This is a genomic window from Erwinia sp. Leaf53, from assembly GCF_001422605.1.
In the GTDB taxonomy this organism is placed as follows: Bacteria; Pseudomonadota; Gammaproteobacteria; order Enterobacterales; family Enterobacteriaceae; genus Erwinia.
In genome coordinates this window covers 163,649-182,463 of the sequence record NZ_LMLK01000012.1, presented here as the reverse complement: position 1 = coordinate 182,463, position 18,815 = coordinate 163,649, and the positions used below count along the sequence as shown (strand labels likewise).

At 57.9% G+C, this 18,815-nt stretch carries 17 protein-coding genes and 1 tRNA gene; 10 read left to right on the top strand and 8 right to left on the bottom strand.

Features of this window, described 5'->3' with window-relative positions; all coding sequences use genetic code 11:
* Positions 1-32: 32 nt before the first annotated feature.
* Positions 33-1,010, bottom strand: coding sequence for an elongation factor P--(R)-beta-lysine ligase (gene epmA / locus ASF13_RS09605; protein ID WP_056235370.1), 978 nt, complete (start codon positions 1,008-1,010; stop codon positions 33-35).
* A gap of 163 nt (positions 1,011-1,173) precedes the next feature.
* Here epmA and ASF13_RS09600 point away from each other — a divergent pair, with 163 nt between their 5' ends.
* Positions 1,174-1,698 (top strand): lipocalin family protein, encoded by a 525-nt coding sequence (locus tag ASF13_RS09600; RefSeq protein ID WP_056235367.1) that lies wholly within the window; start codon positions 1,174-1,176, stop codon positions 1,696-1,698.
* 40 nt (positions 1,699-1,738) lie between these two features.
* On the opposite strand, the gene ASF13_RS09595 is transcribed toward ASF13_RS09600, so the two are convergent.
* Together ASF13_RS09595 and efp are read right to left on the bottom strand one after the other, a co-directional pair.
* A complete protein-coding gene (locus ASF13_RS09595; protein ID WP_056235364.1) occupies positions 1,739-1,870 on the bottom strand; it encodes an entericidin A/B family lipoprotein in 132 nt (43 codons plus the stop codon).
* A gap of 163 nt (positions 1,871-2,033) precedes the next feature.
* Positions 2,034-2,600: an elongation factor P gene (gene efp, locus ASF13_RS09590; protein WP_056235362.1), complete on the bottom strand. Its 567-nt coding sequence runs from the start codon at positions 2,598-2,600 to the stop codon at positions 2,034-2,036.
* A 41-nt stretch (positions 2,601-2,641) separates the two neighbouring features.
* Here efp and epmB point away from each other — a divergent pair, with 41 nt between their 5' ends.
* Entirely contained in the window at positions 2,642-3,670 is a 1,029-nt protein-coding gene (gene epmB / locus ASF13_RS09585) for an EF-P beta-lysylation protein EpmB (RefSeq protein ID WP_056235358.1), read from the top strand.
* An 876-nt stretch (positions 3,671-4,546) separates the two neighbouring features.
* On the opposite strand, the gene ASF13_RS09580 is transcribed toward epmB, so the two are convergent.
* The 4 genes from ASF13_RS09580 to ASF13_RS09565 all read right to left on the bottom strand — a co-directional run bounded on the left by ASF13_RS09580 (position 4,547) and on the right by ASF13_RS09565 (position 7,828).
* The gene (locus ASF13_RS09580; RefSeq protein WP_056236363.1) at positions 4,547-4,894 is read right to left on the bottom strand and encodes a DUF4156 domain-containing protein; all 348 of its coding nucleotides are present in this window, start codon (positions 4,892-4,894) and stop codon (positions 4,547-4,549) included.
* 252 nt (positions 4,895-5,146) lie between these two features.
* Positions 5,147-6,793 carry a chaperonin GroEL gene (groL, locus tag ASF13_RS09575; protein ID WP_056235355.1) on the bottom strand — a complete coding sequence of 549 codons (1,647 nt, stop codon included), beginning with the start codon at positions 6,791-6,793 and terminating at the stop codon, positions 5,147-5,149.
* A gap of 46 nt (positions 6,794-6,839) precedes the next feature.
* Positions 6,840-7,133, bottom strand: a complete 294-nt coding sequence (locus ASF13_RS09570; RefSeq protein ID WP_056235352.1) for a co-chaperone GroES — start codon at positions 7,131-7,133, stop codon at positions 6,840-6,842.
* Positions 7,134-7,366: 233 nt separating this feature from the next.
* Positions 7,367-7,828, bottom strand: coding sequence for an FxsA family protein (locus tag ASF13_RS09565; protein WP_056235350.1), 462 nt, complete (start codon positions 7,826-7,828; stop codon positions 7,367-7,369).
* A gap of 454 nt (positions 7,829-8,282) precedes the next feature.
* Here ASF13_RS09565 and aspA point away from each other — a divergent pair, with 454 nt between their 5' ends.
* The 7 genes from aspA to ASF13_RS09530 all read left to right on the top strand — a co-directional run bounded on the left by aspA (position 8,283) and on the right by ASF13_RS09530 (position 15,749).
* Positions 8,283-9,716, top strand: coding sequence for an aspartate ammonia-lyase (gene aspA, locus ASF13_RS09560; protein WP_056235347.1), 1,434 nt, complete (start codon positions 8,283-8,285; stop codon positions 9,714-9,716).
* Positions 9,717-9,832: 116 nt separating this feature from the next.
* Positions 9,833-11,134: an anaerobic C4-dicarboxylate transporter gene (locus ASF13_RS09555; RefSeq protein WP_056235344.1), complete on the top strand. Its 1,302-nt coding sequence runs from the start codon at positions 9,833-9,835 to the stop codon at positions 11,132-11,134.
* 246 nt (positions 11,135-11,380) lie between these two features.
* Positions 11,381-13,345 carry a protein-disulfide reductase DsbD gene (gene dsbD, locus ASF13_RS09550; protein ID WP_056235341.1) on the top strand — a complete coding sequence of 655 codons (1,965 nt, stop codon included), beginning with the start codon at positions 11,381-11,383 and terminating at the stop codon, positions 13,343-13,345.
* Between the two features lie 27 nt (positions 13,346-13,372).
* Positions 13,373-13,948 carry a transcriptional regulator gene (locus ASF13_RS09545; RefSeq protein WP_056235338.1) on the top strand — a complete coding sequence of 192 codons (576 nt, stop codon included), beginning with the start codon at positions 13,373-13,375 and terminating at the stop codon, positions 13,946-13,948.
* A 110-nt stretch (positions 13,949-14,058) separates the two neighbouring features.
* Positions 14,059-14,134: transfer RNA gene (locus ASF13_RS09540), tRNA-Phe, on the top strand.
* A gap of 249 nt (positions 14,135-14,383) precedes the next feature.
* Positions 14,384-15,103, top strand: a complete 720-nt coding sequence (locus tag ASF13_RS09535; protein WP_056235336.1) for a hypothetical protein — start codon at positions 14,384-14,386, stop codon at positions 15,101-15,103.
* Positions 15,096-15,749 (top strand): RES family NAD+ phosphorylase, encoded by a 654-nt coding sequence (locus ASF13_RS09530; protein ID WP_056235333.1) that lies wholly within the window; start codon positions 15,096-15,098, stop codon positions 15,747-15,749. Before ASF13_RS09535 ends, ASF13_RS09530 begins: the two co-directional genes overlap by 8 nt.
* Positions 15,750-15,936: 187 nt before the next feature.
* Here ASF13_RS09530 and ASF13_RS09525 read toward each other — a convergent pair whose 3' ends face one another.
* Positions 15,937-16,821: a LysR substrate-binding domain-containing protein gene (locus tag ASF13_RS09525; protein ID WP_056235330.1), complete on the bottom strand. Its 885-nt coding sequence runs from the start codon at positions 16,819-16,821 to the stop codon at positions 15,937-15,939.
* A 160-nt stretch (positions 16,822-16,981) separates the two neighbouring features.
* On the opposite strand from ASF13_RS09525, the gene pckA reads away from it, so the two are divergent.
* Positions 16,982-18,592, top strand: a complete 1,611-nt coding sequence (gene pckA / locus ASF13_RS09520) for a phosphoenolpyruvate carboxykinase (ATP) (RefSeq protein WP_056235326.1) — start codon at positions 16,982-16,984, stop codon at positions 18,590-18,592.
* Positions 18,593-18,815: the final 223 nt, after the last annotated feature.

Sequence of the window (18,815 nt, the reverse complement as noted above, 5' to 3'; positions counted from 1 at the left end):
GATTGTCCGCGCCTCACTTATTTCTGCTGGCGTCAGCTGCGATCGACGCTGAACGCAATCACTTCACTGAGTTGTTCGGCCTTCAGCGCCAGCATCACGATACGATCGACGCCCAGCGCCACGCCGGAGCTCTCCGGCATGCCGTGGCTCAGCGCATCCAGCAGATTGGTATCCACCGGCTGCACCGGCAGGCCGGCGGCGGCGCGCTTGCGGTTATCCTGCTCAAAGCGCATACGCTGTTCGCGACTGTCGGTCAGTTCGCGGAAGCCGTTGGCCAGCTCCATTCCCCTGAAGTAGACCTCAAAACGTTCCGCCACCCGGTGATCTTCGGTACTGATCTCCGCCAGCGACGCCTGGGTAGCCGGGAAGTGATAGACAAACGCCGGCTTATCCAGGCCAATCTGCGGCTCCACGCCGAGCATAAACAGCAGCTGCAGCAGCGTATCGCGATCCTCTTCGCGGTGGGCCAGATCCCCTGCTCCCAGCTTCTCCGCCGCTTCACGCAGCTGCGCCTTATCGGCAGAGAGCGGGTCAAGCTCCAGATGGCGCAAAAACGCCTGCTGATAGGAGAGCGTTTCCGCCGGCGCGCACTCCAGCACCTGCTGCAGCAGGTCGTCCACCTCGTTCATCAGGCGGTACATATCGTAGTGCGGGCGATACCACTCCAGCATGGTGAATTCCGGGTTGTGGTGACGCCCCATCTCTTCATTACGAAAACTGCGGCACAGCTGATAGATCGGGCCGCTGCCCGCCGCCAGCAGGCGCTTCATATGGTATTCCGGGCTGGTCATCAGGTAGAGATCGAGCCCGTCGGAGGCACCCGGCCCGACAAATCGCGTCTGGAACGGGAACAGATGAACGTCGGTCACCGTCGCCTGGCTCATCGCCGGGGTTTCTACTTCCAGCACGCCACGATCGGCAAAGAAGCGCCGGATTTCAGCCATAATCGCCGCACGCTTTAATAAATTGGCGATGGGTGCACTTGGCATCCAGCTGGCCGTATCGCTCATCTTTTCTACTCCGGAATCAGTCAGGGGCAGGAAGTCTACCTGTCCGTGCTGCAACACACAATTCTGCGCAACATATAAAGCGCCGCCGCCGTGCGCGGTGCGGACAGCTGTTTTTGCCATCAGCCGCTATACTCAAAAAAATAATCAGGAAAAGGAAGGATTTATGTCACTGTGGAAAATGCTTACCGCGGGCGCCGGTGCGCTGCTGTCGGTGGCCTGCGCCCCCACCCCGCCGCAGGGCGTCACGCCGGTCAATAACTTTGACAGCGAGCGCTACCTCGGACGCTGGTATGAGATCGCCCGGCTGGATCACCGTTTTGAGCGCGGGCTGGAGCAGGTCACCGCCAGCTACAGCAAGCGTGATGACGGCGGGCTGAAGGTGGTTAACCGCGGTTATAATGTGAAGAAACAGCGCTGGCAGGAGAGTGAAGGCAAAGCCTACTTCACCGGGCCGACGGACCGGGCTGCACTGAAGGTGTCGTTCTTTGGGCCGTTTTACGGCGGCTATAACGTCATCGCACTGGATAAAAACTATCAGCATGCGCTGATCTGTGGGCCAAACCGTGACTATCTGTGGATTTTATCGCGTACGCCGCAGCTGGATGCCGGGGTAAAAGCGGAGCTGGTGGCTAAGGCACGCGGAGCAGGATTCGAGGTGGATAAACTGATCTGGGTTCGCCAGCTCTAGCCAGCATGGCCGGTGCCCAGGCACCGGCCCGTCAAACTGTTTACTGGGTGCTTTTCTGAATGGCTTTGCCACCGGCCTCAACGTCTTCACCCACACCACGCGTGGTGTTACAGGCGGTTAATACCGATGAGAGCAGCAGCACAGAAATTACGGCAAGAATACTTTTCTTCATAACAATGTCCTTTTATTCAGAGTTAAAGTACAGCAGTTAAAGCATAGCCGTAATTTTCCCGTGCGCCTGGCGGAGCGGGAGGAAATGTGAACAGGATGATGAAACCGGGCGGGAACAGAGCAGGACTCAAAGCCCGGCGACGCCGGGCTCTGCGAATTCAGGCTTATTTAACGCGTGAAACGTATTCGCCAGAACGGGTATCAACTTTAATCACTTCACCAATCTGCACGAACAGTGGCACTTTAACCACGGCGCCGGTACTCAGGGTGGCTGGCTTGCCGCCGGTACCGGCAGTATCGCCTTTCAGGCCTGGGTCAGTATCGGTGATTTCCAGCTCAACGAAGTTCGGTGGCTGCACGGCAATAGGACGGCCGTTCCACAGGGTCACGATGCACTCGGCGTTGTCCAGCAGCCATTTTGCCGCTTCGCCAACGGTTTTCTCTTCAACAGGGTGCTGTTCGAAGGTTTCCGGGTGCATAAAGTGGAAGAACTCACCGTCGTTGTACAGGTAGTTCAGGTTGGTATCAACCACGTCAGCGCCTTCAGCAGAGTCGGTAGACTTGAAGGTTTTCTCAACGCGGGTACCGGTCAGCAGGCGACGCATTTTAACGCGAGCGAATGCCTGGCCTTTGCCTGGCTTAACGAACTCGCTTGATTCGATCGCATAAGGCTCGCTTTCGAACATGATTTTAAGACCGGGACGGAAATCGTTGCTAGAATAAGTCGCCATAAAGGCCCTCTAAAATTTATTACTGGTACTAAGCCAAAAAAATGGCACACATTGTAACCCTAAAACCCCCCGTCCGAGAAGATTGGTTACATCAACTTGCCGATGTAATCACCGATCCCGATGAATTATTGCAGCTTTTAGCGCTGCAAAACCACCCGGAGCTGGCTTCTGGTGCCGGTGCCCGTCGTCTTTTCGCACTCAGGGTGCCGCGCGCGTTTGCGGCACGCATGCAAAGGGGCGATCCGCACGATCCTTTACTGCTGCAGGTGATCACCTCACAGCAGGAGTTTGTCGACGCGCCGGGTTACAGTACCGATCCGCTCGATGAGCAGAGCAGCGTGGTGCCGGGTCTGTTACATAAATATCGCAATCGTGCGCTGTTACTGGTTAAGGGCGGCTGCGCCGTTAACTGTCGTTACTGCTTCCGCCGCCATTTTCCCTATGCGGATAATCAGGGCAACAAGCGTAACTGGCAGCAGGCGCTAGAGTATATCCGACAGCAGCCGGAACTGGATGAGATTATTTTCTCCGGCGGTGACCCGCTGATGGCGAAAGATCACGAGCTGGACTGGTTGATCGGCGAACTGGAGCAGATCCCGCACCTGAAACGGCTGCGCATTCACAGCCGCCTGCCGGTGGTTATTCCAAAACGCATCACCGAAGCGCTGTGCCAGCGGCTGGCGCAGTCGCGGCTGCAGGTGCTGATGGTCACCCATATCAACCACGCCAACGAGATCGACGACGATCTGCGCGACGGTATGCGCATGCTGAAGCGCGCCGGGGTCACGCTGCTCAACCAGAGCGTTCTGCTGCGCGGCATCAATGACGATGCCACCACGCTGGCGGCACTGAGCAATGCGCTGTTTGACGCCGGCATCCTGCCTTACTACCTGCACGTACTGGATAAAGTACAGGGAGCCGCGCACTTTTATGTGCCCGACGTGCAGGCGCGGGCCATCGTGCGTGAGCTGCTGGCAAAGGTGTCCGGCTATATGGTGCCGAAGCTGGCGCGGGAGATTGGCGGAGAGCCGAGTAAAACGCCGTTAGATTTGCAGCTGCGCCAGGAATAGTGCCCGTGCTCTAAGCAAGCAGACACGCGGTACCCAGCGAGAAGTTGCTGCCGGTTCCGGTGCCCGGCGTATCGGGTATATCCGGAACGCGGACACGCCACGAGTCCGTCCATGGAGGCTCGGCGCCGGCCATCCATGGCCGTCGACGGTCCGCTAACCCGGATATACCCGATTGCCCGATAGTTGGGGTGTGGCTGCCTCAGAATGTCACCCCACAAGCGCCAACAGGCCACCAGCAGAGCCGACGACGCAGAACGCAAGACGATGGGAGCCTGTCACCGTGCCAGCAGGCGACCAGCAGACAACACAGAACGTTAAGCGATGGGAGCCTGTACACGTAGCACAGCATCGCGGGCCAGGGAAGGCCCGCGCTGAGCTGTCAGGGATGACGTTTTTTGCGTCTTTGCGCAGTGTACAGGCTCCCTGAGCCAGCCCCCCAGTTNAGCATCGCGGGCCAGGGAAGGCCCGCGCTGAGCTGTCAGGGATGACGTTTTTTGCGTCTTTGCGCAGTGTACAGGCTCCCTGAGCCAGCCCCCCAGTTAACAGGCGACCAGCAGGCAACTCAGAACGTAAAGCGATGGGAGCCTGTACACGAAGCAAAGCATCGCGGGCCAGGGAAGGCCCGCGCTGAGCTGTCAGGGATGACGTTTTTTGCGTCTTTGCGCAGTGTACAGGCTCCCTGAGCCAGCCCCCCAGTTANCCCGCGCTGAGCTGTCAGGGATGACGTTTTTTGCGTCTTTGCGCAGTGTACAGGCTCCCTGAGCCAGCCCCCCAGTTAACAGGCGACCAGCAGGCAACGCTGAACGTGAAGCGAAGGGAGCCTGTCACAGCGTCAACAGGCGAGAAGACAACCTGACAGTCTTCAGATGAGTGCCGTTACGGGCACTTATACACCTGGCCGCTCATCTTGCTGTCCAGCGGGGCGAAGCTTGACCAGATGTTCTGGGTTGGGCTGGTTGCGCCGTAAATCACGTTACCGCCCAGCTCTGCCGCACGGTTACGCAGATCGTTGGCCGCGCCGCGCAGCGAGCTGCCTTCACCACCGGTGCCGGTAAACCAGTTGCTCTGGCTGCCGGTAACGTTACCCAACAGCTGGCACTGGCTGGACGGCTGCTGATCGACAAAGCTGACCTGCTGCCCGGCGGCCGACAGACCGTTGGACGAACTGCTGCAACCCGCCAGCATCACGGCGGCAAACGAGAGTCCCAGAACCTTGATACGCATTTTAATCCCCATGTTTTTTCATCTGAGTCAGGCCGAAGCGTAACAGAAATCTAAGAAAAGTCCTGTTCATTCTTTGCCTTACGCTGGCCGCTATTGGTCAGGTGGTAATCTGTGCTCTTACTTATACCTTTTTAGCCGGTAAAAGAGAAACAGAGCTTATCGGCATCCGGCGCACAAAAGCAAACGGCCTGCCAGTCATAGACTGGCAGGCCGTTCAGGTGTATTCCCGGCACACGACCGGGAACAGGGCGATTACATCATGCCGCCCATGCCACCCATGCCGCCCATACCACCGCCTGCGCCCAGGTCTGGTGCATCACCCTTCGGCAGGTCGGTAACCATGCACTCGGTGGTGATCATCAGGCCAGCCACAGAGGCCGCGTACTGCAGGGCAGAACGGGTCACTTTGGTTGGATCCAGGATACCGAAAGCGATCATATCGCCGTACTCTTCGGTCTGCGCGTTGTAGCCGTAGTTGCCTTCACCCGCTTTCACGGTGTTAGCCACAACAGATGGCTCTTCACCGGCGTTAGATACGATCTGACGCAGTGGAGATTCCATTGCACGCAGTGCAACTTTGATACCGACGTTCTGGTCTTCGTTCTGACCACGCAGTTCGCCCAGTTTAGAGGCTACGCGCACCAGCGCCACGCCACCACCGGCAACCACGCCTTCTTCTACCGCTGCACGGGTTGCGTGCAGGGCATCTTCAACGCGGGCTTTCTTCTCTTTCATCTCAACTTCAGTTGCTGCGCCAACTTTCAGTACGGCTACGCCGCCTGCCAGTTTCGCTACGCGCTCCTGCAGTTTTTCACGATCGTAGTCAGAGGTCGCTTCTTCGATCTGCTGACGGATCTGGGTAACGCGGCCAGAGATGTTCGCCTGGTCGCCGGTACCGTCGATGATGGTGGTGTTGTCTTTGTTGATCACCACACGTTTAGCCTGACCCAGATCTTCCAGGGTGGCTTTTTCCAGCTCCATGCCGATCTCTTCAGAGATCACGGTACCACCGGTCAGCACAGCGATATCCTGCAGCATCGCTTTACGACGATCGCCGAAGCCAGGGGCTTTAACCGCAGCCACTTTCACGATGCCGCGCATGGTGTTCACGACCAGAGTCGCCAGCGCTTCGCCTTCCACGTCTTCTGCGATGATCAGCAGTGGTTTACCGGCTTTAGCAACGGCTTCCAGCACTGGCAGCATTTCACGGATGTTGGAGATCTTCTTGTCAGCCAGCAGGATGAACGGAGATTCCAGCTCAACTGCACCGGTTTCTGGCTTGTTGATGAAGTACGGGGACAGGTAGCCACGGTCGAACTGCATACCTTCAACCACGTCCAGCTCGTCCTGCAGGCCGGTGCCTTCTTCAACGGTGATCACGCCTTCTTTGCCAACTTTTTCCATAGCCTGAGCAATCAGTTCGCCCACGGTTTCGTCGGAGTTAGCAGAGATGGTACCTACCTGAGCAATGGCTTTAGAGTCAGAGCAAGGGACAGACAGTTTTTTCAGCTCTTCAACCGCAGCGATAACCGCTTTATCGATGCCGCGCTTCAGGTCCATCGGGTTCATGCCGGCGGCAACTGCGCGCAGGCCTTCAGTGATGATTGACTGAGCCAGTACGGTCGCGGTGGTGGTGCCGTCACCGGCAGCATCGTTCGCTTTAGAGGCGACTTCCTTCACCATCTGTGCGCCCATGTTTTCGAACTTGTCTTCCAGCTCGATTTCACGCGCTACAGACACACCATCTTTGGTGATGGTCGGTGCACCAAAAGATTTATCCAGGACCACGTTACGGCCTTTCGGACCCAGGGTAACTTTTACTGCATCTGCCAGTACGTTCACACCGCGCAGCATTTTTACGCGCGCGTCATTACCGAATTTTACGTCTTTAGCTGCCATTTTCTCTCTTCCCTTAAATTTTTATGTTCAGTGAGTTACGCGTTAATTACGCTTCAACGATCGCCAGGATGTCGTTTTCAGAGATGATCAGCACTTCTTCGCCGTCGATCTTCTCAGTCTTCGCGCCGTAACCTTCGCTGAAGATCACCACGTCGCCAACCTTAACGTCCAGCGGCTTCACTTCGCCATTTTCCAGGATGCGGCCGTTACCGACTGCCAGAACTTCCGCACGGGTTGATTTACCCGCAGCAGAACCGGTCAGCACGATGCCGCCAGCAGATTTAGATTCAACTTCTTTACGCTTAACAATCACACGGTCGTGTAATGGACGAATTTTCATTGATAGCTCTCCTTTGAGAAGTCCAATCAGGCATTGTTGGGATGAACCGGGCAACGGGCAACCGGCCTCGTGACGAATGAGATAGGGCCGGGGGGGGCGGCTTTCAAGGGCCGGCGATAAAAATTTTTACCGTTACGGCAAAACGGCGTTTTTCTGGTCTATTTGCGCACAACTACACAAAAAAAGACGGCGCGCCGGTTGAGGGGCGCGCCGCAGCAGAACGACTGAGAGATTTAGCGTGGTTTATCGTCGCTGTCGTCATGCTCAATCAGGCGGGTCTCTTTACGCTGATACTCACCGTCAACGGTAAAGCCGGCACTGCGGGTGCCCGCCCCGCCCCACACCCGCAGGTGTGGCATCAGCCGTAAGGTCAGGATCTTCTGCACCGGCGGCAGCAGCAGCAACAGCCCGATAAAGTCGGTGAAGAAGCCCGGCAGCAGCAGCAGGAACCCCGCCAGCACCAGCGAGACGCTTTTAATCATCTCGGCGGCCGGGCTCTCACCGGCGTTCATCTTCTGCTGCATCAGCATGAAATTCTTCATGCCCTGGTTCTTCACCAGCGAGATACCGATGCAGGAGGTGAAAATCACCAGCAGCATGGTCAGCAGTACGCCCAGCACGTGGGCGACCTGGATAAAGAGCGAAATCTCGATCCACACCAGGGCAAAAATAACTAACAACGGTAACCAGCGCACCGGTCTCTCCTGTATTTGTTGCCGCTCCGCCTGAGGCAGAACAGCATAAAATGGCGATCGTCACGATCCTGAGTATAAGAGATGGGCACGACCGGTGCCGTTTTCAACCGGATATGTGGAAATTCATTCGCCGGATCCTTTTGTCGCGGCTATCACCTATGATGGTAACGGGTTCACGCGCGCCATCATTTAAGTGATCTGCGTTACGCTTTTGCACTGTAGCCGAATATGATCGTGCTGGCGTGCTGGCAAACGGATAAAATGTTGCTACCGGTGTTCCACGGCCCGGTAATACCCCGTAACGCAGCAGAAATATGGTGATTGTTGCTGACATTTTAGACAAGGGGGGTGCGCAGGATGGGCATTGCCCTGGCCGTCAGCCGGTGACTGAGATTTTGCGTTGCAGGCGCTTAAATTGTGATGATTTTCCGGCAGTTCTGACAAGAAGGTTCTCATGGCTAATAACATTCGTATCGAAGAAGACCTGTTAGGTATCCGCGAAGTACCGGCCGATGCCTACTACGGTGTTCATACTCTGCGTGCGATTGAAAATTTCTACATCAGTAACAGCAAGATCAGTGACATCCCCGAGTTCGTTCGCGGCATGGTGATGGTGAAAAAAGCGGCTGCGCTGGCCAATAAAGAATTACAAACCATCCCGCGCAACGTGGCTAACGCCATTATCAGCGCCTGCGATGAAGTGCTGCTGAACGGCAAATGCATGGACCAGTTCCCCATCGACGTCTATCAGGGCGGCGCAGGCACCTCGGTCAACATGAACACCAATGAAGTGCTGGCTAACATCGGCCTGGAGCTGATGGGTCACCAGAAAGGGGAATACCAGTTCCTCAACCCGAATGACCACGTCAATAAATGCCAGTCCACCAACGATGCCTACCCGACCGGTTTCCGCATCGCGGTCTACAGCTCGATCCTGACGCTGCTGGAGGCGATTGGCAAACTGAGCGAAGGCTTCCAGCGTAAAGCGGTGGAGTTCGACACCATCCTTAAGATGGGCCGTACCCAGCTGCAGGACGCGGTACCGATGACCCTCGGCCAGGAGTTCCACGCGTTCAACGTGCTGCTGAACGAAGAGATCCGCAGCATTCTGCGCACCGGCGAACTGCTGCTGGAAGTGAACCTCGGCGCCACCGCTATCGGTACCCGCCTGAACACCCCGGATGGCTATCAGCAGCTGGCGGTGCAGAAGCTGGCGGAAGTCAGCGGCCTGGCGTGCGTGCCGGCGGAAGATCTGATCGAAGCCACTTCCGACTGCGGTGCCTACGTGATGGTGCACAGCTCGCTGAAACGCCTGGCGGTGAAACTGTCGAAAATCTGTAACGACCTGCGCCTGCTCTCCTCCGGCCCGCGCGCTGGCCTGAACGAAATCAACCTGCCTGAGCTGCAGGCAGGTTCCTCGATCATGCCCGCCAAGGTTAACCCGGTGGTGCCGGAAGTGGTCAATCAGGTGTGCTTCAAGGTGATCGGCAACGACATCACCGTCACCATGGCCTCCGAAGCCGGTCAGCTGCAGCTGAACGTAATGGAACCGGTGATTGGTCAGGCGCTGTTTGAGTCGATCCATATCCTGACCAACGCCTGCCACAACCTGCTGGAGAAATGCATCGACGGCATCACCGCCAACCGTGCGGTGTGTGAAGCCTACGTGTTTAACTCGATCGGCATCGTGACTTACCTTAACCCGTATATCGGCCACCACAACGGTGACATCGTCGGTAAAATTTGTGCGGAAACCGGTAAGAGCGTGCGGGAAGTGGTGCTGGAGCGCGGTCTGCTGACCGAAAGCGAGCTGGACGACATCTTCTCCACCCAGAACCTGATGTTCCCGGTGTACAAAGCCAAACGCTACACCGATGACAACGAATAACAGTCAGCGCGAATAATGCTCAAGGGCACGTAGGTTTATCACCACGTGCCCTTTTTCTTTTTGCCCGATACAGATTTTTAACCTTTTATTTTCAATATTTTTAAGGAGCGCGGACTATGTTGTTTCCCGAGTTAATGGTGGTGCTGATCGCCATCTGGCTGGGTGCCCGGTTAGGGGGTATCGGCATCGGCTTTGCCGGCGGATTTGGCGTGCTGGTGTTAACGCTGGTGTTTCAAATCAAACCCGGGGCCATCCCCTTCGATGTGATTGAAATCATTATGGCGGTGATCGCCGCGATTGCCGCGATGCAGATCGCCGGCGGTATGGATTACCTGGTCAGCCTGGCGGAACGCCTGTTGCGCCGCCATCCGCGCTATATCACCCTGCTGGCACCGCTGGTCACCTACGGTATGACGCTGCTGGCCGGCACCGGGCACACCGCTTTCTCCACCCTGCCGGTGATCGCCGAAGTGGCTAAAGAGCAGGGCGTGCGTCCGTCGCGCCCGCTGTCGATCGCCGTAGTCGCGTCGCAGATCGCCATTACCGCCTCGCCAATCTCCGCGGCGGTGGTATTTATGGCCGCGCTGCTGGAGCCGAAAGGCATCAGCTACCTGGCGCTGCTGGCGGTGGCGATCCCCTCCACCATGGTGGCAATATTTCTGGCGGCGCTGGTGACCAGCTTCCTCGGCGGAGAGCTGAAGGATGACCCGGTGTATCAGGCGCGGCTGGCAAAGGGCGAAATCACCCTGCGCGGTGCCAGCAAGTTCGAAGCGAAGCCCGGTGCGAAACGCGCCGTGCTGCTGTTCCTGCTCGGCATTATCGCGGTAGTCGGTTACGCCACCGCGATCAGCGATGCGGTAGGGCTAATCAGCAACCCGGTGCTGCCGCGTAACGAGGCGATCGTGGTGTTTATGCTGACGGTGGCGATGCTAATCTGCTTTTGCTGCAAAATTGACTGCGGCGAGATCCTCAGCGCCAGCACCTTCAAATCGGGCATGAGCGCCTGCATCTGCGTAATGGGCGTCGCCTGGCTGGGGGATACCTTCGTGAAGGCGCACCTCAGCGAAATCCAGGGCGCGGCCGGCCAGCTGCTCAACGACTACCCGTGGATGCTGGCGGTGGTGCTGTTCTTCGCCTCCACCCTGCTCTACTCGCAGGCCGCCACGACCAAGGCGCTGATGCCCGCCGCGCTGCTGCTGGGCGTGTCTCCCCTCACCGCCGTCGCTTCCTTTGCCGCAGTCTCCGCGCTGTTTGTGCTGCCAACCTACCCGACGCTGCTGGCGGCGGTAGAGATGGACGACACCGGCTCAACGCGCATCGGACGTTTTGTGTTTAACCACTCGTTCCTGATCCCCGGCACGCTGGCGATCGTGCTGTCAGTGGCGTTTGGCTTCCTGGTGGGTCACCTGGTGCTGTAGTCGCCCGGAGTCGGGCCGGGTGACACCGGCTCTGCTCCCTGTCAGGGCCCCGCATTCGCCTTAAATCTTCTTAATTTTCTGCATTTCAGTCATCAACTCTGGTCGTTACATCCTGAAAAAGTTACCGTCATCGCATCATGCTATCATTCGCCCATTCAGTATAAGGAACGTCCGGCCGGCCTCGGTTTCATCGTCTGAGCTGGCGGGCTTATTCACCGCGTCAGCAAGGATTAAGAGAACATCTTTATGGCTCAGCGCCTGATCACCCCCCTTTTGCTGCTGCTCAGCCTGCTGTGCAGCACTACCGCCAGCGCCTCATTATTTGGCCCGAAGAACAACAGCCAGTTTGTGCCGTCCAGCCAGGCGTTTGCCTTTGATTTCAGCCAGCAGGAGCGCCAGCTGACCCTCAACTGGCAGGTTAAACCCGGCTATTACCTCTATCGCCAGCAGATCAAAATCAGCGTACAGGGTGCTACCCTGGCGCAGTGGAGCCTGCCCGCCGGCGAGCCTCACGAAGATGAGTTTTACGGTAAAACCGAGATCTACCCGAACAACCTGACCCTGCCGTTTAACGTACTGCAGGCGGCCAGCGGCGCAGAGATGAGCGTCACCTGGCAGGGCTGTGCCGCCGCCGGTTTCTGCTACCCGCCGGAGACGCGTATCGTGCCGCTGAACGCGGTGGCAGACGCAGGAGCAGCAAACAGTGCCACTGCGGGCAGCCCCCCAACATCCGGGAATTCTGCACTCCACTCCTCCCCTGCTGAAGAGGTCACCAGCAGCGATCCGACTTCATCAGTGCCGGTATCGCCCACGGCTACTGGCCCGTCAGGCGCTTCCTCTGATAGTCAGCCCACTGCCGGAAGTGCTGCTGCGAGTCGTGTCATGCCTGGCAGCACAGCGCCTCAAGCGGCTGGCGACACATCTGCTGCAGCCGAACATAACGTTTCATCCGCGCCTGACCCCGTCTCCGCCCCGCTGCCCTTCTCCCCGCTGTGGGCACTGCTGATCGGCATCGGCGTGGCCTTTACCCCCTGCGTGCTGCCGATGTACCCGCTGATCTCCGGCATCATCCTCGGCGGCAACCGCCGCTACGGCATGAAGCGGCTGTTTGCGCTGGCGATGGTCTACGTACAGGGGATGGCGCTGACCTACACGCTGATGGGCATCGTAGTCGCCGCGGCCGGGCTGCGCTTCCAGGCCGCCCTGCAGGCCCCTGCGGTGCTGATCGGCCTGTCGGCACTGTTTATCCTGCTGGCGCTGTCGATGTTCGGCCTGTTCAGCCTGCAGCTGCCCTCCTCGCTGCAGACCCGGCTGACGCTGTGGAGCAACCGCCAGCAGGGCGGCTCGCTGCCGGGAGTATTCCTGATGGGCGCGCTGGCCGGGCTGATCTGTTCGCCCTGCACCACCGCGCCGCTCAGCGCCATCCTGCTGTATATCGCCCAGAGCGGCAATATGCTGGCCGGTGCCGGCACCCTCTACCTCTATGCGCTGGGCATGGGCCTGCCGCTGGTGCTGATCACCCTGTTTGGCAGCCGCGTACTGCCGAAAAGCGGCCCGTGGATGCAGACGGTCAAAGAGGGCTTTGGCTTTGTGATTCTGGCGCTGCCGGTGTTCCTGCTGGAGCGGGTGATCGGCGATGCCTGGGGGCTACGCCTGTGGAGCCTGCTTGGCGTAGCGTTCTTCGGCTGGGCGTTTATCACCAGCCTGAACAGCCCGCGCGGCTGGCGACGGGTGCTGCAGATCCTGCTGCTGGGCGCGATGCTGATCGCCGCCCGTCCGCTACAGGACTGGGCGTTCGGTGCGCCGCAGACGGCGGCCAGCGCCGCGCATATTAACTTTACCCCGGTCAGCACCACGCAACAGCTTGATCGGCAACTGCAGCAGGCGCAGGGACGCATCAGCATGCTCGACCTTTACGCCGACTGGTGCGTGGCCTGTAAAGAGTTTGAGAAGTACACCTTCAGCGACGCGGCGGTGCAGCAGACGCTGAAAAATATGCAGCTGCTGCAGGCGAACGTCACCGCTAACAACGCGACAGACGGCGCGCTGTTACAGCATCTGCAGGTGCTCGGGCTGCCAACCATCCTGTTCTTTGACGCGCAGGGCCGGGAGATCCCCGGATCGCGCGTGACCGGCTTTATGCGGCCCGCAGCGTTTAACGCGCATTTGCAGAAACTGGCCGACTCAGCAACACTAAGGTCTCAACCCTGACCGAGAGTCCGAGATAAGGAGCACCCCGTGCAGCGAGAAGCAGTTCTGGATCATGCACTGAACGTGCTGGAAATTAATGGCCTGGCGGCGACCACGCTGAGTATGATGGCCGGAGAAACCGGCAGCAGCGAGGCTGACCTGCGCGCCTTCTGGCCGGACCGCGAGGCGCTGCTGTATGACGCGCTGCGCTACCACGGCGAACAGATTGACAGCTGGCGGCGCCAGCTGCTGCTGGATGAGACCCTCAGCCCGGAAAAGAAGCTGCTGGCGCGCTATGAACGACTGGCCGAGGCGGTCAACAACCAGCGCTACCCCGGCTGCCTGTTTATCGCCGCCTGCAGCTTCTGGCCGCAGCCGGATCACCCGATTCACCAGCTGGCCGAACGGCAGAAGCAGGCATCGTGGCAGTACACCCACGAACTGCTGACCCGGCTGGAGGCCGATAATCCGGCGCTGGTCGCCCACCAGATGGAGCTGATTCTGGAAGGCTGCCTGTCGCGCCTGCTGGTTAAACGCAAGGTGCATGAAGTGGACATCGCGCGCAGCCTGGCGGAAGACGTGCTGACCATTGCGCTGTGCCGTAAGAACGGAGCGCTGGGCTGATCGCATTTTGCGCTGTAAGCCTAAAAATCACCCGCTCAGCATGATTTGGCGAAGTTTTTATGACAAAGCCGTTGACGTCGAACGGCCTTTACAGTTTAATACGCCCCGTTGCCCGGATAGCTCAGTCGGTAGAGCAGGGGATTGAAAATCCCCGTGTCCTTGGTTCGATTCCGAGTCCGGGCACCACTATTTAAAGAACCCAGCCACTGGCTGGGTTTTTGCTTTTCTGGGTACTGAATTCTGTATCTGACTCTCTTAAGTCACTGTTCTTGCCCATGAGCACTCCCCCTCCCCTACAGATCCGCCCCCGCGCTTCCCGACCAAAGATAAGCCGATAAAAAATGCGCCTTCGGATCAGGTGATGGTGGACTACCGTGATGTAGTCTATATTGTAGATATTCGATATATGGTCAAACTGTCACCGGGAGTCAAATCATGATTACACGGGAAAAAGACGCTGATTTTGAGGTTATTGCCGTCCCGGCAGATAACATCTCGTACTTTAAAACCAGTCGAGAGCATGCTGACATCTCCATTTCATTGCCAGAAGTTGACAATCGCCGGGATAATCAGACAAAGCATTACTATGTTGTGAAACGTCCGGCTTCCATTGATGACGCCGCCTTTAAAGTTGCCCTTGAGGCCGCTTTCCGCGCCGTAAGCAACCTTATCCTTCTGGCTACTGACGAAAAAACAATTACTGTTACTCGTGATGTTACCACCGAAAACAGAGTGGGTAACGCCACTCTAACCAACACCGAACGGCTGGAAAAACTCAAAAAGACCATCCTTGATGACAGTGAGTGGCTACCTGCTCAGGAAGTTTCACGCCGTGGCGGGGGAAGTATTACAGTAAGAAACCCCAGTGGCTTACCCAATCGTTGGAAGCGGGCTAGGAAAATCTTTGCCATCACATCAGAAGGCAGAGACCTCTATCCGGCTTACGCGCTGGATATTGGCGGGCAGCCGCTGCCACTGATGAAGAAAATCATCGATGTATTCGGAGAAACCAAAACCCCCTGGTCACTCGCCGTCTGGTTTGGCACTCTGAATAGCTGGCTGGGCAATAAAAAGCCTAAAGATCTCCTGATATCAGAACCCAATAAGGTACTGGAAGCGGCACGACGGGCTAAGGAAGGACCGGTACATGGCTAAAAAAATTAACACGCCTGGAAAAAATGCCGATCTCTCAGCCAGCCTGGTCGCCTGGCCGAAAGGGAAAATCATTGAGCGAATTCACCCATCGCAATATGGCGCAACAGAATTTAACCCCGGAGCAGGGAAAAGCCGCTTCAGCCCCATAAATGACGGTGAAGGGAAAAGCATTTCGACATTATACGGCGGAGATAGCCTGCCCGTTGCGTTGATGGAGACGGTGTTACACGATCTCCCTACTCCCTGTGAAGATGCCCCCATCGAACTGTCCGTGCTGGACAAGCTTGCCCGAAGTCAGATATCGCCTCGGAAAGATATTCAGTTTGTTGATCTCAATCCCCGTTTCATGAAAAAACATGGTATTACGCAGGGCGATTTACTGGGGTCCTCTGCAGATCATTATCCCGAAACGCGTCAGTGGGCAGAGAAAATCCACGATGATAACCCTGAAGCTCAGGGGATCCGGTGGTCTTCTAAACAGCATGGCGACAAGGCTGTTATGTTGTTTGGCGATCGTATTAATACCAGCGACCTTGACGTCACGATTGATTCCGAATCAGCCTCAACTTCAGTCGCAGTCACTAAAGCGATGGAAAACCTTGCCAGTGAAATGGCGCTGGTGCTGATTCCAGGCGGGTTAATCTAGATAAATCCTGAGTGGGCTGAACGCCCCGCGGTCGGCGTTCGACGGTCGGCGTTCGACGGTCGGCGTTCGGCGTTTGGCGTTTGGCGGTCGGCGGTCGGCGGTCGGCGGTCGGCGGCCGCAGTGAGCCAGCGGTTCGCTGCCGGGATAAATAGTCAGGCTAGAGCAAAGTAGCGAACCCTGAGCCGCCTCAGCTCTTCCTTACCTTCAGATAGTGCCAGAACCGCTCTGCCGTCAGGTTTAACCGCGCGCCGGAGCGGTAAACGTAGGCGGCAATATTCAGTGACAGGCTCGGGTCCATAATCGCCAGCCGTCCCTCCTCCAGATCCTGCTGAATCGAGTAGTAGGGCAGCCAGCCGACGCCGTCTCCCTTGAGGATCATCCGCTTCAGCAATTCACTCATCGATGAGACAAAGCGCAGCTGGAAGACGATCTCCGGATGGCGGTCAATCACCTGGTTCACCTGGCGGCCCATATAGCTGTCGTTGGCGTACTTCATCAGCGGCAGCGTGTCGCCGTCGAGGCTGAACAGCGGCTGGCCGTGCGGGTCGCAGGGGGTGACGAGGTGCAGCGCAGAATCGAAGATCTTGTGGTTGATAAACGGGTAGTTCATCAGCTCTTCGTTGTAGAACGACAGGATAAAGTCGCTCTTGCCCTCTTTCAGGTTAAACACCGCGTCATTGACATTGATCGATTCAACGAAGAACACCTTATCCGGGCCGTCGGTGTACTCCGCCAGCAGGTCGGGCAGCAGCAGCACCGAGAGCGACGGGGCGGCGTCAATGCGGATGCTCTGCTTGAGCTTGTGATCGCCTTTGATGCGGCCGATCTGAAAGTCCATATCGTCGAGCATATTGCGCGCGTAGCCGACGAATATTCTGCCCTGCGGCGTTAACTGAGGAGGATTGACGCTGCGATCAAACACGCTGAAGCCCAGTGCGGCCTCCAGCGACTTAATGCGTCGGCTGAACGAAGGCTGCGAAATATTGCGTTTTTCCGCCGCCAGCGTAAAGCTGCGGCACTCTTCCAGTGCGATCACGTCGTACAACCACTTCACTTCAAGATTACTGAGCACCGTCACAAATCCTTCAACAAGTCCGCCAACGCTATGCAAATTTAGCATGACGCATAGCATTTATGCAATTTATGCATCAGAAGCCCGGTGTTAATATCCGCCTATTCCATCGGGCCGGAATAGTTCCGCCCCGCACGTCATCCATTGAGTCAGGTAGCGTATGTCGATTATTGCATCAGTTAAAGAACACCTTTTAAGCCTCGGCATCAGGGATGTCGGTGAGATAATCCATAACCCGCATTACGATCTGCTGATCGCACACGAAACGGCAGCCGATCTGACCGGCCCGGCGCGCGGCGTGATGACCGCCTCCGGCGCCGTGGCGGTGGATACCGGCGAGTTCACCGGCCGTTCACCGCGCGATAAGTACATCGTGCGCGACGATCTGACGCAGAACACCCTGTGGTGGTCCGACGCCGGCCTCGGTCGCAACGACAACAAACCAATGACGCAGCAGGTCTGGAGCAGCCTGAAAGGCCTGGTGGCGCAGCAACTCTCCGCCAAACCGCTGTACATCATTGATGCCTGGTGCGGTGCCAGCAACGATACCCGTCTGGCGGTGCGCTTTGTGACCGAAATCGCCTGGCAGGCGCACTTCGTCAAAAACATGTTTATCGCCCCACAGGACGACGAGCTGGCCAGCTTTACGCCGGACTTTACGGTAATCAACGGCGCGGGCTGCACCAACCCGCACTGGCAGGCGCAGGGCCTTAATTCAGAGAACTTCGTCGCCTTTAACCTGAGCGAAAAAATTCAGCTGATCGGCGGCACCTGGTACGGCGGCGAAATGAAGAAAGGGCTGTTCTCGGTGATGAACTACCTGCTGCCGCTGCAGGGCATTGCCTCGATGCACTGCTCGGCCAACCGCGGCGAAGCGGGCGACGTAGCGCTGTTCTTCGGCCTGTCCGGCACCGGTAAAACCACCCTCTCCACTGACCCACAGCGCCAGCTGATCGGTGACGACGAGCACGGCTGGGACGACGACGGCGTATTTAACTTCGAGGGCGGCTGCTACGCCAAAACCATCAACCTGAAGCAGGAAGCGGAGCCGGAAATCTATGCCGCGATCCGCCGCAACGCGCTGCTTGAGAACGTGGTGGTGCGCGAGGACGGCAGCGTGGACTACGCCGACGGTTCAAAAACCGAAAACACCCGCGTCTCCTATCCGATCGATCATATTGAGAACATCGTGCGTCCGGTATCGCGCGCCGGCCAGCCTGCGCGCATTATCTTCCTGGCGGCGGACGCCTTCGGCGTGCTGCCGGCGGTATCACGCCTGACCCCGGACCAGATGCAGTATCACTTCCTCTCCGGCTTTACCTCCAAGCTGGCGGGCACCGAGCGCGGCATCACCGCGCCGACGCCTACCTTCTCCGCCTGCTACGGTGCGGCGTTCCTGCTGCTGCACCCGACCCAGTACGCAGACGTGCTGGCGGCCAAAGTGGCGCAGAGCGGTGCCGAAGCCTGGCTGGTCAATACCGGCTGGAACGGCGCGGGCGAGCGTCTGTCGCTGAAGGACACGCGGGCGATTATCAGCGCGATTCTGGAAGGCACCGCCGGTGATAACCAGACAGAAACCCTGCCGATCTTCAACCTGGCGATCCCGGCATCCATTCCGGGCGTGGAGAGCGCGAAGCTCGACCCGCGTAACGCCAACGGCAACTGGCAGGCAGAGGCGGAGAAGCTGGCGCAGCTGTTTATCAGTAACTTCGCGCACTACGCGACCACCGAAGCCGGTGCGCGTATTCAGTCGGCCGGCCCGGCGCTGTAATTCCGGCGGTTGAGTTCCCCGGCCTCTGAGTCGCCGGGAAAAGAAAATCCGTGGTACATGCCTGCCACGGATTTTTTTTGTCTGACGCCAGCCTCTCCCCCCGGCAAATGGCTCCCTGCTTCCTCGCCTCCTTTGTCACCTCTACCTGGCTCTGCAATCCTGGCGACGTCTCGCTCCCTGCTCAGCCAGAACTTCCAGCTCCCCTTCCTTTTATTGCATCTGA